This window comes from Rhizobacter sp. Root1221 (assembly GCF_001425785.1).
Lineage (GTDB): Bacteria > Pseudomonadota > Gammaproteobacteria > Burkholderiales > Burkholderiaceae_C > Rhizobacter.
Window position 1 is genome coordinate 96,975 of sequence record NZ_LMDI01000018.1, and the last position, 16,137, is coordinate 113,111.

13 protein-coding genes are annotated in these 16,137 nt (G+C 67.3%); 12 read left to right on the forward strand and 1 reads right to left on the reverse strand.

Annotated features, from left to right (window positions below):
• Positions 1-148 precede the first annotated feature (148 nt).
• From ASC87_RS14775 to ASC87_RS14800, 6 genes are all read left to right on the forward strand, one after another.
• The gene (locus ASC87_RS14775) at positions 149-2,200 is read left to right on the forward strand and encodes an acyltransferase family protein (RefSeq protein WP_056663164.1); all 2,052 of its coding nucleotides are present in this window, start codon (positions 149-151) and stop codon (positions 2,198-2,200) included.
• 199 nt (positions 2,201-2,399) lie between these two features.
• Complete coding sequence (locus ASC87_RS14780; RefSeq protein WP_157604054.1) at positions 2,400-3,332, forward strand: PEP-CTERM sorting domain-containing protein; 933 nt, start codon at positions 2,400-2,402, stop codon at positions 3,330-3,332.
• 137 nt (positions 3,333-3,469) lie between these two features.
• Entirely contained in the window at positions 3,470-3,694 is a 225-nt protein-coding gene (locus ASC87_RS14785) for a hypothetical protein (RefSeq protein ID WP_056663172.1), read from the forward strand.
• An 87-nt stretch (positions 3,695-3,781) separates the two neighbouring features.
• Positions 3,782-4,843, forward strand: coding sequence for a calcium-binding protein (locus ASC87_RS14790; RefSeq protein WP_056663174.1), 1,062 nt, complete (start codon positions 3,782-3,784; stop codon positions 4,841-4,843).
• A gap of 17 nt (positions 4,844-4,860) precedes the next feature.
• Entirely contained in the window at positions 4,861-5,352 is a 492-nt protein-coding gene (locus ASC87_RS33610) for a calcium-binding protein (protein ID WP_056663178.1), read from the forward strand.
• A gap of 4 nt (positions 5,353-5,356) precedes the next feature.
• Entirely contained in the window at positions 5,357-8,464 is a 3,108-nt protein-coding gene (locus ASC87_RS14800) for a calcium-binding protein (RefSeq protein WP_056663180.1), read from the forward strand.
• A 55-nt stretch (positions 8,465-8,519) separates the two neighbouring features.
• Here ASC87_RS14800 and ASC87_RS14805 read toward each other — a convergent pair whose 3' ends face one another.
• On the reverse strand, positions 8,520-9,263 hold the full coding sequence (locus ASC87_RS14805) for a FadR/GntR family transcriptional regulator (protein ID WP_056663182.1): 744 nt from the start codon (positions 9,261-9,263) through the stop codon (positions 8,520-8,522).
• Positions 9,264-9,420: 157 nt separating this feature from the next.
• Here ASC87_RS14805 and ASC87_RS14810 point away from each other — a divergent pair, with 157 nt between their 5' ends.
• The 6 genes from ASC87_RS14810 to ASC87_RS14835 are packed head-to-tail and all read left to right on the forward strand — an operon-like array spanning position 9,421 to position 16,125.
• The gene (locus ASC87_RS14810; RefSeq protein WP_056663184.1) at positions 9,421-11,019 is read left to right on the forward strand and encodes a sugar ABC transporter ATP-binding protein; all 1,599 of its coding nucleotides are present in this window, start codon (positions 9,421-9,423) and stop codon (positions 11,017-11,019) included.
• Positions 11,016-11,999 (forward strand): ABC transporter permease, encoded by a 984-nt coding sequence (locus ASC87_RS14815; RefSeq protein ID WP_056663187.1) that lies wholly within the window; start codon positions 11,016-11,018, stop codon positions 11,997-11,999. Before ASC87_RS14810 ends, ASC87_RS14815 begins: the two co-directional genes overlap by 4 nt.
• Positions 12,000-12,052: 53 nt before the next feature.
• On the forward strand, positions 12,053-12,994 hold the full coding sequence (locus ASC87_RS14820) for an ABC transporter substrate-binding protein (RefSeq protein ID WP_056663190.1): 942 nt from the start codon (positions 12,053-12,055) through the stop codon (positions 12,992-12,994).
• A gap of 58 nt (positions 12,995-13,052) precedes the next feature.
• The gene (locus tag ASC87_RS14825; RefSeq protein ID WP_056663192.1) at positions 13,053-13,943 is read left to right on the forward strand and encodes an amidohydrolase; all 891 of its coding nucleotides are present in this window, start codon (positions 13,053-13,055) and stop codon (positions 13,941-13,943) included.
• Between the two features lie 35 nt (positions 13,944-13,978).
• Positions 13,979-14,989 (forward strand): zinc-binding alcohol dehydrogenase family protein, encoded by a 1,011-nt coding sequence (locus ASC87_RS14830; RefSeq protein WP_056663195.1) that lies wholly within the window; start codon positions 13,979-13,981, stop codon positions 14,987-14,989.
• 2 nt (positions 14,990-14,991) lie between these two features.
• Positions 14,992-16,125, forward strand: a complete 1,134-nt coding sequence (locus ASC87_RS14835) for a D-mannonate oxidoreductase (RefSeq protein ID WP_056663198.1) — start codon at positions 14,992-14,994, stop codon at positions 16,123-16,125.
• Positions 16,126-16,137 lie beyond the last annotated feature (12 nt).

The window sequence follows — 16,137 nt, forward strand, 5'->3', positions numbered from 1 at the left end:
ACGGCGCCGCACCGCGGGCAGCGGTCTGCTGATTTGCAGCGCCGCCAGTGGCCCCGTTCTTGCGTTCGGTCGGCCACATCCGCGGCCGACGGATGAATTTTCCCCGATCCCAGCATAAGAACATTCATTCAATCGGAGGGAGGCTCCCATGACTAACGCGCCCAGGGACTCATATATAGAGGGCATCGACGGCCTGAGGGCCATCGCCGTCTTGTCCGTCATCATCTATCACTTCAACGAAAAATACTTGCCCGGTGGCTTCACCGGCGTAGATGTTTTTTTCGTGATCTCGGGGTATGTGATCAGCAAGTCGCTGGCTTCACGGGAATGGTCTGGTTTTGATGAGTTGATCGTCAATTTCTACAAGCGGAGAATATTGCGGATCTTCCCGGCGTTGATATTCCTGCTGATCGCCGCGAGTATTTTTCACGCATTGTTCGTTCCCAATCAATGGTTGAGCGCCCCCAACAAGATGACGGCCCTCGCCGCCTTCCTTGGTGTCAGCAACATCTTTCTGGTCAGTGCGGCGGACGGCTACTTCTCGGACCGGATCCCATTCAATCCTTTCGTCCACACCTGGTCGCTGGCGGTGGAGGAACAGTTCTACCTCTTCTTCCCGTTTGTCTTCTATTTCTGGCTCAAGGCGGGCGGCAGGGATGGAAAACATCACCGCATCGCCGCCTGGATGTTGCCAGCCATCGCCGTGGGGTCCTTGGCCTTGTCGGCCTATCAATCGAGTTTTGCGCGTGATCACGCGTTCTACCTGCTCCCGAGCCGGGTCTGGGAACTCGCGGCCGGCGCGATCTTGCTGCAGTTGCAACTCCGCCATGGATTGAATTCAAGGGTGGCGCACCGATCGGCATCCATGTTGGCAGCCGGCGCTGCGTTGCTGGTCGTGGGTTTCGTGTTCGCCGACAAAACCCATTTCCCGTTTCCCTGGGCCTTGCTGCCTGTGGCGGGAACCTTGTTGATGGTTGCCGGAGCGACCGGTGGCCCGGCAGGCACGAGCCGTCTCCGGGCGCTGATCGAATCGGACACCGCGACGTACATCGGCAGGATCTCGTACTCGCTCTATCTATGGCATTGGCCCGTGTTTTCGTTCTTTCGATGGACGGTCGGCATGGAAAGTTGGATGTCTCAGAGCATGGCCGTCCTTCTGACGTTGGGCCTCGGTGCCTTCTCGTACCACTGCATCGAGAACAGATTCCGCAGAAGTCACTTTGTTGCTCACCTGCCGAATTGGAAGGCGGTGACTGGCGGCGTCGTGCTCATTGGCGCATCGGCGGTTTCCGTGGCGGCGCTCTTTCTGGTCACCAACAAGTACCAACTCAGCCTGAGCACCGTCAACAGGGAGAGGACTGTCTGGAACAACGAATATGAAGTCCCGTCGCCCGCACCCGTCGACGCGCAAGCGGTCGGTCTCGGCCGAAAGCTCTTCCTCGTGGGGGATTCTCATGCCGGCGCGTTCAGATCCATGGCGGCGGCGGCCGCTGGAACACTGGGCGCGGAAGTCAAGTTCCTTGCTCGCTCGGGATGCCCCATCGCCCGTCTGATCACGGCCGCCAGGAACAACGAACGCTGCGAGAACTTTACGGAAGAGACCGTGGATTGGATCAAGCAACAGGCGAGGCCGGGTGATGTTGTTTTCTTCGCAGCGCTTCGTGTGCCAAGGTTTGGCGACCAATGGGGATTGTTCGATCAGGACGCGGTTCAGGCACGCAGCGCACTGCCGGATGAAATCAGGATCCGCGAAATCGCGTTGGACCAGGCCGTCGCGCTGACGAAAACACTCAGGGCAAGCGGGCTCAACGTGCTGATGAACGCGCCCATGCCCATCTTCAAGGCGCCGCCGTTCAGGTGCTCGGATTGGTTCAACAGATCCAATCCGATCTGCCTGCATGGATTCACGATGGACCGTTCGGCGCTGCAAGCGCACCGCGAGCCGACGATGGCGTCACTGCGCGTCCTGCATGACCTTCACCAGGTCCACGTGTGGGATCCGTTCCCCGTGGTCTGCGACGGGCCGGTGTGCTCGGCGTTTGACGGAGACAAACCCCTCTTCATCGACGGCGATCACCTCAGCGGACATGGGAGCCGCGCCCTCATTCCGTCCTTCACGAATCAACTGCTGGAGATCTGGAGAGGTGAAGGCGCGGTCGAGATGCATGCTCAGCATCGGGGGCCATCGCTGACCGACTGACACCCCAAGGAAAGCACACCAGGATGGCAATGTATCGAAGGCGCGTTCTGCCGTCGTTGCCCAGGACATGCCAGAGTGTCGACGCGGCTTGAGCGGCAAGTCCCTAAGCCGCCCGTACCGGCGTTGTCCGAGGGGGCATGGCTCCGGCGCGGGCGCCGGCCCCTAGACTTGGCGACCCGATTGCCCGTGGAGGCTCGCCATGGATTCCGCCCGATTGCTCCCTGGTGTTTCGAGGTGGGCGCGCCGCGCCGCGTTGCTGGCCCTGGTGGCGGGGCCGATGTGGGCCCAGGCCCAGTGGTCGACTGGCGAGGTCGATGCGCTGGCCGACGTCTTCCAGGGACCGGGCCCATCGGCCGTGACCGACAGCGACGAGCAGGTTCTGCCGTCGGGCGTCTCGGTCTTGGCTATCGCGGAGACGACCCATGACCAGCGCAAGGCCACCGGCTTTGCCCAGATCAATGCCGACCCCGCAGGGGCCGGCGCCGGTGTCTGGGCGAAGGCCCTCGGGGACACGGCGGTGGGCGCCACGGCTGAGGCGACCGCACGCGCGAGCTTCTCCGACGGCCTCACCATCGACCGCGCCGACCTCACCGGCCGCAACGGTGTCGTCACGGTGGCCGTCCGCTATGGGGGCCACGCCACGGCCGACGCGGTGGGGGACAACACCGCGTGGTCGTCGGCCGCGATGGTCGCCCGGTTCGGTTGGGATTCTGCCGAAGCGTCGACCTCTGCGTCGGTGCGCGATGGTGTCCGGACCGAAAAGCCGCTGACGGACGTGCCAGGGGCCACGAGAGGCGAGTTCCTGCTCACCACGTCCTTCACCTGGGGCGAGGCGATCGATCTGTCGTTCGAGAGCTTCATGAGCGTGGCGGGCTACACCGCGGGGCAGGCCGAGAGTTTTGCCTCGGCCGGGGCCTCGGGCTTCTGGGAAGGCATCCGGTCGGTGACGGTCGATGACGTCGCCGTCCGGGGCTACCAGCTGAGCTCGCTGTCCGGCTACGACTATCGCCTGCCGTTCGGGGTGATGCCGCCGCCGGTGCCGGAACCCGGCATGGCCGCCGTGATGGCGTTGGGGTTGGTGCTGGCCGGGCTCGGGGCGCGGCGTCGGCGGCCTCCCGCCGGAGGGCACTGAGGACTACTGCGCAGTTCTTGGCCACGCGCCGTGTCCGATGTCGCGCTGACTTCTGCCTTTCACGCCTATCCCCGTAGAATCGTTTCGCAAGAGGTCCGCGCAGTCGGGCCATGCACAAGAACGCGGGGAGAAAGCTCATGGACACGATCGGCGCGCTGCGCCAGCGATGCTCGGTCATCGCCTTGTTGTTGAACAACGGTTCCAACCGGCGCGGCCGCGCCGCGGGGAACGTGTCATTTTTCACGGCGGCGTCTCTTGCGCGCCGCGAACGCTCCCGCCGGGCCTGTGAAGGCCCGCCCCCTCGTGATGCGGTGGTTGCCGCTCACGCACGCCGGTGGCACGGCATCTTGTCATTCGAATGAAATCTGGAGCGGGCCGCCACGGGTTGTCCGTGGCGTGTCGCGCACGTGTGGGCTCGTGGGACTAACTGCGGCGAAAAGGAATTTGACATGGCTTTGTTCGAAGGTACGGCTGGAGCGGACGTCTTGGTTGGTGGAGACGGGGACGACGTGTTGAGGGGTCTGGGTGGCGATGACTTCCTGGACGGTGGCCTGGGCAGCGATGTGTTCGAGTTCGGCCGCGGTGACGGCCAGGACACGCTGAACCATTCGCCTTCGCCCGACGGCGAACGCGACCGCCTGCAGCTGGGCGCAGGCATCCTGCTGTCCGACCTGACGTTCACGCAGGATGGCGGCAGCCTCGTGGTGGGGATCAAGGGCAGCACGGACAGCGTGCGTCTGAACGGCTACCTCAACGCGAACCTCGCGGACCGCCTGGACATCGTGCTGGCCGACGGCACGGTGCTCGGCGGCCAGGCGGTGGACCGCGCCTTGAACGCCTACGGCGACGATTCGCTGGGTGGCACCCAGGGCGCTGACGTGCTGCTCGGTGGCGCGGGCAACGACACGCTCGTCGGCATGGAGGGCAACGATCGGCGGCCAGGCGGTGGACCGCGCCTTGAACGCGACGGCACGGTGCTCGGCGGCCAGGCGGTGGACCGCGCCTTGAACGCCTACGGCGACGATTCGCTGGGTGGCACCCAGGGCGCTGACGTGCTGCTCGGGGGTGAGGGCAACGACACGCTCGTCGGCATGGAGGGCGATGACGCGCTGTACGGCGGCACCGGCAACGACCTGCTCGACGGTGGTGCCGGCAGCGACACGTACCACTTCGGGCGTGGCGACGGGCGGGACACGGTGATCGACGGACCGTCGCAGCCAGGAGAGCACAACCGGCTTCAACTGGGCACGGGCATCACGCTGTCCGACGTGTCGTTCACGTTGGAGAACGGCGACCTGGTGGTGAGCCTGAAGGGCAGCACCGACAGCGTTCGCATCACGAACTACTTCGGTCCCGGTCCGAACGAGCGCATCGACATCGCGTTCGCGGACGGCACGGTGCTCGGCGGCCTGGCCGTGGACCAGGCGGTGAACGCGTACCCGGGCGGCTCGTCGCTGCATGGCACGCCAGGCGCCGATGCACTGATCGGTGGTGCGGGCAACGGAGCCTGAAGGGCAGCACGGACAGCGTGCGCATCACGAACTACTTCGGCCCGGGTCCGAACGAGCGCATCGACATTGCGTTCGCGGACGGCTCGGTGCTCRACGGCCTGGCCGTGGACCAGGCGGTGAACGCGTACCCGGGCGGCTCGTCGCTGCATGGCACGCCAGGCGCCGATGCACTGATCGGTGGTGCGGGCAACGACACGCTCATGGGCCAGGAAGGCAACGACGTGTTGTACGGCGGCGCYGGCAACGACCTGCTCGACGGTGGCTTCGGCCGCGACACGTACYACTTCAACCGMGGTGACGGCCAGGACACGGTGATCGACGGTCCGACCCAGCCGGGTGAACGCAACCGCCTGCAACTCGGGGCAGGCATCCTGCTGTCGGACGTGACGCTGACCCTGAACAATGGTGACCTGGTGCTGAGCCTGAAGGGCAGCACGGACAGCATCCGCCTGACGAACTACAGCGGCACCGGTCTCGAAGAGCGCACGGAGATCGTGTTCGCCTGGTGACCTGGTGCTGAGCCTGAAGGGCAGCACGGACAGCATCCGCCTGACGAACTACAGCGGCACCGGTCTCGAAGAGCGCACGGAGATCGTGTTCGCGGACAGCACGGTGCTCGACGGCCTCGTCGTGGACCAGGCCTTGAATGCGAACCCGGGTGGCACCTACCTCAACGGGACCCCGGGCGCAGACGCGCTGGTGGGTGGCATCGGTGACGACGCGCTCTATGGCGCCGAAGGCAACGAYGTGCTGTAYGGCGGTGCAGGCAACGACCAGCTGGACGGTGGAGAAGGCCGGGACACGTACCACTTCAACCGGGGTGACGGGCAAGACACGATCAACGACTACGCTGCCGGCGGTGCAGGCAACGACCAGCTGGACGGTGGAGAAGGCCGGGACACGTACCACTTCAACCGGGGTGACGGGCAAGACACGATCAACGACTACGCTGCCCGGCCGGGCGAGCGCAATCGCCTGCAACTGGGCGCAGGCATCCTGTTGTCCGACCTGACGTTCACGCAGGATGGCGGCAGCCTCGTGGTGGGGATCAAAGGCAGCACGGACAGCGTGCGCCTGAACGGCTACATCAACGCGAACCTCGCGGACCGCCTGGACATCGTGCTGGCCGACGGCACGGTGCTCGGCGGCCAGGCGGTGGACCGCGCCTTGAACGCCTACGGCGACGATTCGCTGGGTGGCACCCAGGGCGCTGACGTGCTGCTCGGTGGCGCGGGCAACGACACGCTCGTCGGCATGGAGGGCAACGATGCGTTGTACGGTGGCACCGGCAACGACCTGCTCGACGGTGGTGCCGGCAGCGACACGTACCACTTCGGGCGTGGCGACGGGCGGGACACGGTGATCGACGGACCGATGCAACCGGGTGAGCAGAATCGCCTGCAACTGGGCGGCGGGATCTCGTTGTCCGACGTGACGTTCACGCTGGAGAACGGCGACCTGTTGGTGAGCCTGAAGGGCAGCACGGACAGCGTGCGCATCACGAACTACTTCGGCCCGGGTCCGAACGAGCGCATCGACATTGCGTTCGCGGACGGCTCGGTGCTCRACGGCCTGGCCGTGGACCAGGCGGTGAACGCGTACCCGGGCGGCTCGTCGCTGCATGGCACGCCAGGCGCCGATGCACTGATCGGTGGTGCGGGCAACGATGGTGACCTGGTGCTGAGCCTGAAGGGCAGCACGGACAGCATCCGCCTGACGAACTACAGCGGCACCGGTCTCGAAGAGCGCACGGAGATCGTGTTCGCCGATGGCGCGGTGCTGGACGGGTTGGTCATTGACCGGGCCTTGAATGCGAGCTCGAGTGGCACTTACCTCAACGGGACCCCGGGCGCAGACGCGCTGGTGGGTGGCATCGGTGACGACGCGCTCTATGGCGCCGAAGGCAACGAYGTGCTGTAYGGCGGTGCAGGCAACGACCAGCTGGACGGTGGAGAAGGCCGGGACACGTACCACTTCAACCGGGGTGACGGGCAAGACACGATCAACGACTACGCTGCCGGTGGACCCATCGTGCTGGCCGACGGCACGGTGCTCGGCGGCCAGGCGGTGGACCGCGCCTTGAACGCCTACGGCGACGATTCGCTGGGTGGCACCCAGGGCGCTGACGCGCTGCTCGGCGGTGCGGGCAACGACACGCTCGTCGGCATGGAGGGCAACGACGCGTTGTACGGCGGCACCGGCAACGACATGCTCGACGGCGGCGCCGGCAGCGACACGTACCACTTCAGCCGTGGCGATGGGCAGGACACCGCCATCGCCAAGTCGAGCCAACCGGGTGAGAAGGACCGCTTGCAACTGGGCCACGGCATCGCGCAGGGCGACGTGTCCGTGCGCGCCGACAACGCCGACCTGGTGCTGACGCTGTCGGGCGGCACCGACAGCATCCGCCTCATCGACTATCTGCTGCAACCGCAGAACGACCGCACCGTGGTGGCGTTCGCCGATGGCAGCGTGTGGGACACCGTGCAGATGGAACGCCAGGCCCTGAACCAGGCCCCGGTGGTGGGCGTGCCGCTGGCCGATGCGGCTGTGACCGAGGGGGCCCCGTTCCGCTATGTGGTGCCCGCCGGCGCGTTCAGCGACGCGGATGGAGACGATGCCCTGACGCTGTCGATCGGCCTGGCCGGCGGTGCGCCGTTGCCACAGTGGCTGCAGTTCGACGCGGCATCCGGCGTGCTCGGAGGGGTTCCCCCGGCGGGCAGTGCCACGGCGCTGAACCTGGTCGTCACCGCCACGGACCGCTTCGGCGCCAGTGTCCAGGACGGGTTCGACCTCGTGGTGGCCCCGGCCGTGGTGACGATCAACGGCACGGCCCAGGCCGACCGCCTGACGGGCACCGCTGCCAACGATGAAATCCGTGGATTCGCGGGCAACGACATGCTCCTCGGAGGGGCCGGCAACGACCTGCTCGACGGCGGAGCAGGCATCGACTCGATGAGCGGTGGAGCGGGCAACGACACCTACGTGGTCGACAGCACCAGTGACCGCGTGATCGAGAACGCCGGTGAAGGCATCGATCGGGTGAACGCCAGCGTCAGCCACACGCTGGGCAACATGGTCGAAGCGCTCACGCTGACCGGCACGGGCGCGATCCAGGGCACGGGCAACGCCCTCGACAACACGCTGGTGGGCAATGCCGCTGGCAACACGCTCAGCGGTGCAGGCGGCAACGACACGCTCGATGGTGGCGCGGGCCGCGACACGCTGGTGGGGGGCACGGGCAACGATGTCTACCGGCTGGCCCGGGGCCATGGCATCGACACCGTGGTCGAAAGCGACGCAACGGTGGGCAACACCGACACGTTGCAGCTCGGCGCGGACATCGCGTCGGCCCAGTTGTGGTTCGCCCGAAGTGGCAGCAACCTCGAGGTCAGCGTCATCGGCACGGCAGACAAAGCCGTGATCAACGGCTGGTACGCGGGCAACCGCTATCACGTCGAGCAGTTCCGCAGTGGCGACGGCAAGCTGTTGCTGGACAGCCAGGTGGATGGCCTCGTCAACGCGATGGCGGCGTTCGCGCCACCGGCGGCGGGCCAGACCACCTTGCCGGCGAACCACCAGGCTGGTCTCGACGCGGTGATTGCGTCCAGCTGGAAGTGAGGCACGGGCCGGGCAGGGTGACCTGCCCGGCGCTGCGTCGCTCGTTGTTCGGCTGTCAGCGCGGCGCGGTGTCGCCGAGGCCGGCGACTTCTTCGATCCACCGTTCCCGCGACGCCTGCAGGTGGCTGAACATGGCGGCCGTGGCCTGCTGCGGGTCGTGCGCTTCCAGCGCGCGGTAGATCGCCTCGTGCTCCTCGAGCGCGGTCTCCCACGTGCGGGGGCTTTCCGACCGGCGGCTCATCCGCGACGTGATGGGGCCGTGCCGGGCATCGAAAAGCTCCCCCACCATCCGGGCCAGGATGGAGTTGCCGGTCAACTCGGCGATGGCCACGTGGAACCGCCGGTCCGCGTCGACCGGTGAATGGCCGCGGCTGACGTCCAGGCGCATGGCGTCCATGCAGGCGCGCACCCGCTCCAGGCCTTGGCGTTTCGCGCGTGCGGCGGCCAGTGTGATGACGGCGCCTTCGAGCACCGACCGCGCCTGCATCAGCTCGCTCGGACTTTCACCCAGCGCGAGCTGCTCCACGCCGTCGGCGATGGGGACGGCGCAGACGTACACCCCCGACCCCATGCGGATCTCCACCCGCCCCTCGATCTCCAGCGCGATCAACCCCTCCCGCAACGATGGGCGCGACACCCCCAGCTGCAGCGCCAGGTCGCGCTCCGACGGCAGCCGCATGCCCGGCGTGAAGTTGCCGCGCTCGATCACGTGGCGGATCTGGTCGGCCACCTGCTGGTAAAGCCGGCGCGGGTCGGTCGACCGGGGCGAAGCGAACGTGAAGTCTCCGTCAACAGACATGGGTTGATTGGTCAGGCCAGGTGATGGGACAGAAGCTTACTCCAGCGCGCAGGTCAAGGGATGTTCGCCTGTGAGGCGATGCCTCCGGGTTTGTGCTGGTAAGGCAGCCTGGTGTTCGTGGCATAGTGGCCTGACCAATGTGATCTGACCAATACGGATGCCCGTGCTGAACGAACACTTTCCCACGAATGACAGCCCAGCGTCGGCACCACCGCTGCTGACGCTGGACCGCATCAGCAAGTCCTTCGTCGGCATCCCCGTGCTGGAGGGCATCGACTTCGAAGTGCATGCGGGTGAAGTGCATGCGCTGTGTGGCGAGAACGGCGCGGGCAAGAGCACGCTGATGAAGATCATGAGCGGCGTGTACCAGCCGGATGGCGGCGCCATCCACTTCCGCGGCGAGCGCATGGTGTTCCCGTCAACCCAGTCCGCCGAAGCGCGCGGCATCGTCATCATCCACCAGGAGCTGAACCTCATCCCGCACCTGACGGTCGCCGAGAACATCTTCCTGGCCCGCGAACCGCAGCGAGGGTGGTTCATCGACCGCAAACGGCTGCGCGCCGGCGCCCAGCGGTGCCTCGACCGGCTGGGTGTGGCCATCCGGCCCGATGCCGTGGTTCGCACCCTGTCGGTGGCGCAGCAGCAGATGGTCGAGATCGCCAAGGCGCTGTCGATGGACGCGACCGTGCTGATCATGGACGAACCCACGTCGTCACTGACCGAATCGGAGACGGGGCAGTTGTTCCGCGTGATCCACGAGCTCAAGCGCAGCGGCGTGGGCATCGTGTACATCTCGCACCGCCTTGACGAGATGGCGCAGATCGTGGACCGGGTCACCGTGCTGCGTGACGGCCGCCGCGTGGGCTGCTGCGCCTTCGCGGACACGACGGTGGACGGCATTGTCGCGATGATGGTGGGCCGGGCCCTCGAGGACAAGTTCCCCCCGCGCCGCAGCGAGCCGACGAACGAAACCATCTTCGACGTGCAGGACCTTCGATGCAAGGGCGTGTCGTCGCCGGTCAGCTTCCAGCTGCGGCGTGGCGAGATCCTGGGATTCGCCGGCCTGATGGGGGCGGGGCGCACCGAGGTCGCACGGGCCATCTTCGGTGCCGATCCCAAGGATGGCGGTGTCGTTCGCCTCCACGGTGAAACGCTTTCGATCCGCTCGCCCAGCGATGCCATCCGCCATGGCATCGCGTATGTCTCCGAGGACCGCAAGGCGGACGGACTCGCCGTCAAGATGACCGTGGCCGAGAACATCACGCTGGCGAACATGGATGCCGTGTGCGGGCGGGGTGGGTTCATCCGTTTTGGCGCCGAACGCGATGCGGCGCGCCGCTACATCGAGGCGCTGGCCATTCGCACGCCCGGCCCCCACCAGGTGGCGCGGCTGCTGTCTGGCGGCAACCAGCAGAAGGTCGTGATCAGCAAGTGGCTCTTCCGCCAGGCGCGGCTCTTCATCTTCGACGAACCCACGCGCGGCATCGACGTGGGCGCCAAGTACGCGATCTACGAACTGATGGACAAGCTGGCGTCCGAAGGCATCGGCGTGATCCTGATCAGCTCCGAACTCCCCGAGATCCTCGGGTTGACCGACCGGGTGGCGGTGTTCCACGAGGGCCGCCTGACGAAAACGCTCGACACCCGGAACACGACCCAGGAAGAAATCATGCACCACGCCTCCGGGCGCGGGGCGCCCAGTCTCGGTGCCGCCGTGCCGGAACACCTCCCCGCCTTCGAACCGATCACCTCATGAACGACCGCCGCAAAGACCTCATCCAGAAGTTCGCCGCCCTGGCGGGATTGCTGGTCCTCGTCATCGTCTTCTCGCTGACCAGCGATGCGTTTTTCAGCGTGGGCAACGGCATGACGGTGGCGCTCCAGGTGACCTCGATCGCGTTGCTCGGCGTGGGGGCCACGTTCGTGATCATCGCAGGCGGCATCGACCTCTCGGTGGGCTCCGTGCTGGCGCTGGCGGGGGTGCTGGCGGCGCTGGCGGTCAAGGCCGGCATGCCGGTGCCGGTGGGCATGGCGCTCGGGGTACTGGCCGGCGCGGTGTGTGGTGCGCTCAACGGCCTCCTGGTCACACGGGCCAAGCTGCCCCCGTTCATCGCCACGCTGGGCATGATGCTCGTGGCACGCGGTGTCGCGCTGCAGATCACCGGCGCACGCGCCGTGTCCGGCCTCGGCGAGTCCTTTGGTACCCTCGGCAACGGCTCGCTGTTCCGCATCGAGAAGATCGACGCGCAGGGGTTCCCCGACGTCGTGTTTCCCGGCATCCCTTACCCGGTGGTGCTGATGGTGGTCATCGCGATCGCCGCGTCGGTGCTGCTGTCCCGCACGCGGCTCGGCCGCCACATCCACGCCGTGGGTTCCAACTCGGACGCGGCCCGCCTGTCGGGCGTGAAGGTCGACCTCGTCGTGATGTTCACGTACATGGTGTCGGGTGCCCTGGCCGGCCTGACGGGTTGCGTGCTGATGTCCCGCCTCGTGACGGCGCAGCCGAACGAGGGGGTCATGTACGAACTGGATGCCATCGCTGGCGCGGTCATCGGCGGCACCTCGCTGATCGGGGGCGTGGGCACCATCTCCGGCACGGCGATCGGGTCGTTCGTCATCGGCATCCTGCGCAACGGCTTGAACATGAATGGCGTGTCCGCCTTCACCCAGCAAATCATCATCGGCCTGGTCATCCTGCTCACCGTGTGGATCGACCAGCTGCGCAACCGTCGATGAATCCGCGGCCCCGCGCAGGGCCGTCCATCGTGAGTCCATTCTGAGGAGTCAATGTGAAGAAGATCGTTGCCCGCTTGTTGAGCCTGACTGTCGTTGCCGTCGCGTGCGGCACCGCATCGGCCGGTGAAATCGCCGTCATCGTGAAAACCGCCAACTCGACGTTCTGGCAGAACGTCAACAAGGGTGCGGACGCCGGCCTGAAGGAGGTCCAGGGTCACACCATGACGTTCTCGGGCCCGGCCTCCGAGGCCGCCATCGCCGAACAGGTGAACCTGGTCGAGAACGCCATCAACCGCAAGGTGGCCGGCATCGTGCTCGCGCCGTCCGACCCGGACGCCCTCGTGCCGGCCCTCAAGAAGGCGTGGGAGGCCCGTATCCCGGTGGTGCTGATCGACTCGATGGTGTCGGACGCCGGCAAGAACTACTACCAGGCCTTCCTGGCCACCGACAACAACCTCGCCGGTGAGCTGTGCGCGAAACAGCTGATCGCGAAGGTGGGCACGTCCGGCAAGGTGGCGATCATGTCGTACGTGGCCGGTGCCGGCTCCGAGATCGGCCGCGTCGGGGGCTTCAGGAAGTACATCGAGAAGAACTCCAAGCTCCAGATCGTGGGGCCGTTCTACTCGCAATCGCAGATGGCCACGGCGCTGAACCAGACGACCGACGTCCTCGCATCCAATCCCGACCTGAAAGGCATCTTCGCCGCGAACGAACCCACCGCCGTGGGCGCGGGCCGGGCGCTGGTGCAGTCGGGCAAGGCCGGCAAGGTCGTGGCAGTCGGTTTCGACGGCAACGAGGACCTCCAGAAGTTCGTCAAGGAAGGCACGCTCGAAGCCACCGCGGTGCAGGGGTCCTTCCAGATGGGCCACCTGGGGGTGAAGACCGTGGCGGCGGTGCTGGCCGGCAAGAAGGTCGACAAGTTCATCGACACCGGGGTCGTGATGGTCACGAAGGCCAACATCGACAAGCCGGAAGCGAAGAACGTCCTCTACTGACCGGCCTGCGCGGGCGCACCGTAGCGGGTGCGCCCTTGCCTCGACGCGTGAACACCCCATGAACGTCACCGACCCTCCCCGCATCGACGCCCACCAGCACTTCTGGCAGCTCGCCGACCGGCGCGGGCACTGGCCGCCGCCGGCGCTGTCGGCCATCCACCGCGACTTCGAACCGGCGGACTTCGAGCCCCTGCGGGTGCGCGCGGGGATCGACGGCAGCGTGCTGGTGCAGTCGCTGCCCACCGAAGCCGAGACACACCACCTGCTCCGGCTCGCGTCACGCCACGACGTCGTCTGGGGCGTGGTGGGCTGGGTCGACATGAAGGCGGCCGACGCGCCGGCGCGCATCGACGCCCTCGGTGGGGACGGCAAGCTCAAGGGCCTTCGCCCCATGTTGCAGGACCTGCCCGAAGACGACTGGATCGCCGACCGCGCCGTGGACCCGGCCGCGCGCCGGATGGCCGACCGCGGGCTGGTGTTCGACGCGCTAGTGCTGCCGCGCCACCTGCCCGCCCTCGAGGCTTTCGCCCGGCGCCACCCGGACCTGCGCATCGTGGTGGACCACGCGGCCAAGCCACCCCTCGCGTCCGGGGACCTCGGCGCCTGGCAGTCGCACATCGAGCGCCTGGCGGAACTGCCCCACGTGACGTGCAAGGTGTCCGGGCTGTTGACGGAAGCCGGCCCGCACGCGAACGCCGAAACGCTCCGCCCGTGCGTTGATGTGCTGTGGCGCGCGTTCGGCCCCGACCGGCTGCTGTGGGGCAGCGACTGGCCCGTGCTGCGGCTGGCCGGCGACTACCAGCACTGGTTCGACATGAGCCGCACCTTGATCCGGTCCCTCGACTCCGCGGTGTCCGACCGCGTGATGCACGCCGTCTTCGGCGGCAACGCCATGCGTGTGTACCGCCTCGCCGACACACGCCGTCCTGCTTCGTTCGCCGCCCGCTGAGTCCGGCCCTTCCAACCCTCGACCTTCGATCCCCCATGCTCACCATCATCTGCGAATCTCCGCGCAACCTGCAGGCCCGGCAGGGTGCTCGTCCCGAGCGAAGCGCGGGCGACGTGCTGCTGCGGGTCAAGCGTGTCGGTGTCTGCGGCACCGACCTCCACATCTTCACGGGCAACCAGCCGTACCTGGCGTACCCGCGGGTGATGGGCCACGAGCTGTCGGGTGTGGTGGAGGCGGCCGATGCGGACAGTGGCCTTCAAGCGGGGGACCCGGTGTACGTCATGCCGTACCTGTCGTGCGGACGGTGTGTCGCCTGCCGGCAAGGCAAGACCAATTGCTGCGTGCGCATCGAGGTGCTGGGCGTGCACCGCGACGGCGCCATGGCGGAGTACATCACCGTACCCCGGGGTTTCGTGCACAAGGCCGAGGGCATTTCGCTCGACCAGGCGGCGATGCTCGAGTTCCTCGCCATCGGCGCCCACGCGGTTCGCCGTGGCGATGTGGCCGCGGGGCAGCGCGTGCTGGTGGTGGGCGCGGGGCCCATCGGCCTGGCGGCCATGATCTTCGCCAGGCTGCGCGGTGGCCAGGTCACCGCCATCGACGGGCGGCGCGACCGCCTCGATTTCGCGCTGCAGCATGTGGGCATTTCGTCGGCCGTGCCGCTGGGCGACGGCGACGAAGCCGAACTGGCGCGCCTCACCGACGGTGAGTTCTTCGACGTGGTGTTCGACGCCACCGGCAACGCGCAGGCGATGGAACGGGGTTTCCGCTTCGTGGCCCATGGCGGACGCTACGTGCTCGTGTCCATCGTGCAGGGCGACATCCGGTTCTCCGACCCGGAATTCCACAAGCGCGAGGCCACGCTGCTCAGCAGCCGCAACGCCACCACGGAGGACTTCGACACCGTCATCGCGGCCATGCGGTCCGGCCAGGTGCCCGATGCGGCGCTCGCCACCCACCGCATGGCCCTCGCCGAGGTGCCCACGGCGTTCGCGGGCCTGCTGGACCCGGCCGCCGGGGTCATCAAGGCGATCGTCGAGTGCTGAGCATGGCCACGCTGCCGGGCCATCCCATCCTGCAGTTCGGCACGAGCCGGTTCCTGCAGGCGCATGTGGACCTGTTCGTGTCCGAAGCCGCTGAACGCGGGGACGCGCTCGGCGGCATCACCGTGGTGCAGACCACGGGCAGCGCGGTGAGCAGCGCGCGCACCGCCGCGCTCGCGCGGGACGAAGGCTACGAGGTCATCGTGCGCGGCCTGGTGGACGGGCAGCCCTCGGAGGTGCGCAAGATATCGCGGTCCGTTCGCGAGTCGCTCGACGCAAGAACGCAGTGGGCCACGGTGCGGGCGCGGGCCTGCGGCCCCGTGCGGGTCATCGTGTCCAACACCGGTGACACCGGGTGGCAGTGCATCGCCGAAGACACGGCAGCGCTGCTGTCGGGCGATGCGGCGGCGCCGGTGTCGTTCCCGGCCAAGCTGGTGGTGCTCCTGCACGACCGGTGGCAGGCCCGGCCGACCGCCGACCTGACGGTGCTGCCGTGTGAGCTGGTCTCGCGCAACGGCGAGCGCCTGCGCGACATCGTGGTGGACCTCGCCCGAACCTGGGCCTGCGCGCCGGCCTGCGTGGCGTGGATGCAATCCCATGTCGTGTGGGCCAACTCGCTGGTGGACCGCATCGTGTCGGAGGCGCTGGACCCGGTGGGTGCGGTGGCGGAGCCCTATGCGCTGTGGGCGATCGAACGCCAGCCACGGCTGCAACTGCCCTGTGGCCACCCGGCCATCGTGCTCACCGACGACCTGGCGCGGTTCGAGCGCTTGAAGCTTTTCCTGCTGAACCTCGGGCACACAGTGCTCGCCGACCTGTGGCTGCGGGGTGGTCACGGCGGTGACATGACGGTTCGGCAGGCCATGAACGACACGCCACTGCGCGACGCGCTGGAAGCCGCATGGCAGCAGGAGGTGCTGCCGGTGTTCGATGCCCTGGGGGAGGGCGTCGCCGCCCGCACGTACCTGGCCGGACTCCGCGACCGCTTTCTCAACCCCTACCTGGCCCACCGGCTCGCCGACATCGCGCAGAACCACGCGCAGAAGAAGCAGCGGCGCATCGAACCGGTCGTTGCGTTGGCGCGGTCGCGGGTGCCCGGGCTGCTGCAACCTCAACTCCGGCGCGTGCTCGCCGACTGACGGACTTTTCGA

Coding starts and splice junctions, on each gene's coding strand:
- ASC87_RS14775 (WP_056663164.1), top strand. CDS start 149: ATGACTAACGCGCCCAGGGACTCATATATAGAGGGCATCGACGGCCTG.
- ASC87_RS14780 (WP_157604054.1), top strand. CDS start 2,400: ATGGATTCCGCCCGATTGCTCCCTGGTGTTTCGAGGTGGGCGCGCCGC.
- ASC87_RS14785 (WP_056663172.1), top strand. CDS start 3,470: ATGGACACGATCGGCGCGCTGCGCCAGCGATGCTCGGTCATCGCCTTG.
- ASC87_RS14790 (WP_056663174.1), top strand. CDS start 3,782: ATGGCTTTGTTCGAAGGTACGGCTGGAGCGGACGTCTTGGTTGGTGGA.
- ASC87_RS14805 (WP_056663182.1), bottom strand. CDS start 9,263: ATGTCTGTTGACGGAGACTTCACGTTCGCTTCGCCCCGGTCGACCGAC.
- ASC87_RS14810 (WP_056663184.1), top strand. CDS start 9,421: ATGCCCGTGCTGAACGAACACTTTCCCACGAATGACAGCCCAGCGTCG.
- ASC87_RS14815 (WP_056663187.1), top strand. CDS start 11,016: ATGAACGACCGCCGCAAAGACCTCATCCAGAAGTTCGCCGCCCTGGCG.
- ASC87_RS14825 (WP_056663192.1), top strand. CDS start 13,053: ATGAACGTCACCGACCCTCCCCGCATCGACGCCCACCAGCACTTCTGG.
- ASC87_RS14830 (WP_056663195.1), top strand. CDS start 13,979: ATGCTCACCATCATCTGCGAATCTCCGCGCAACCTGCAGGCCCGGCAG.
- ASC87_RS14835 (WP_056663198.1), top strand. CDS start 14,992: ATGGCCACGCTGCCGGGCCATCCCATCCTGCAGTTCGGCACGAGCCGG.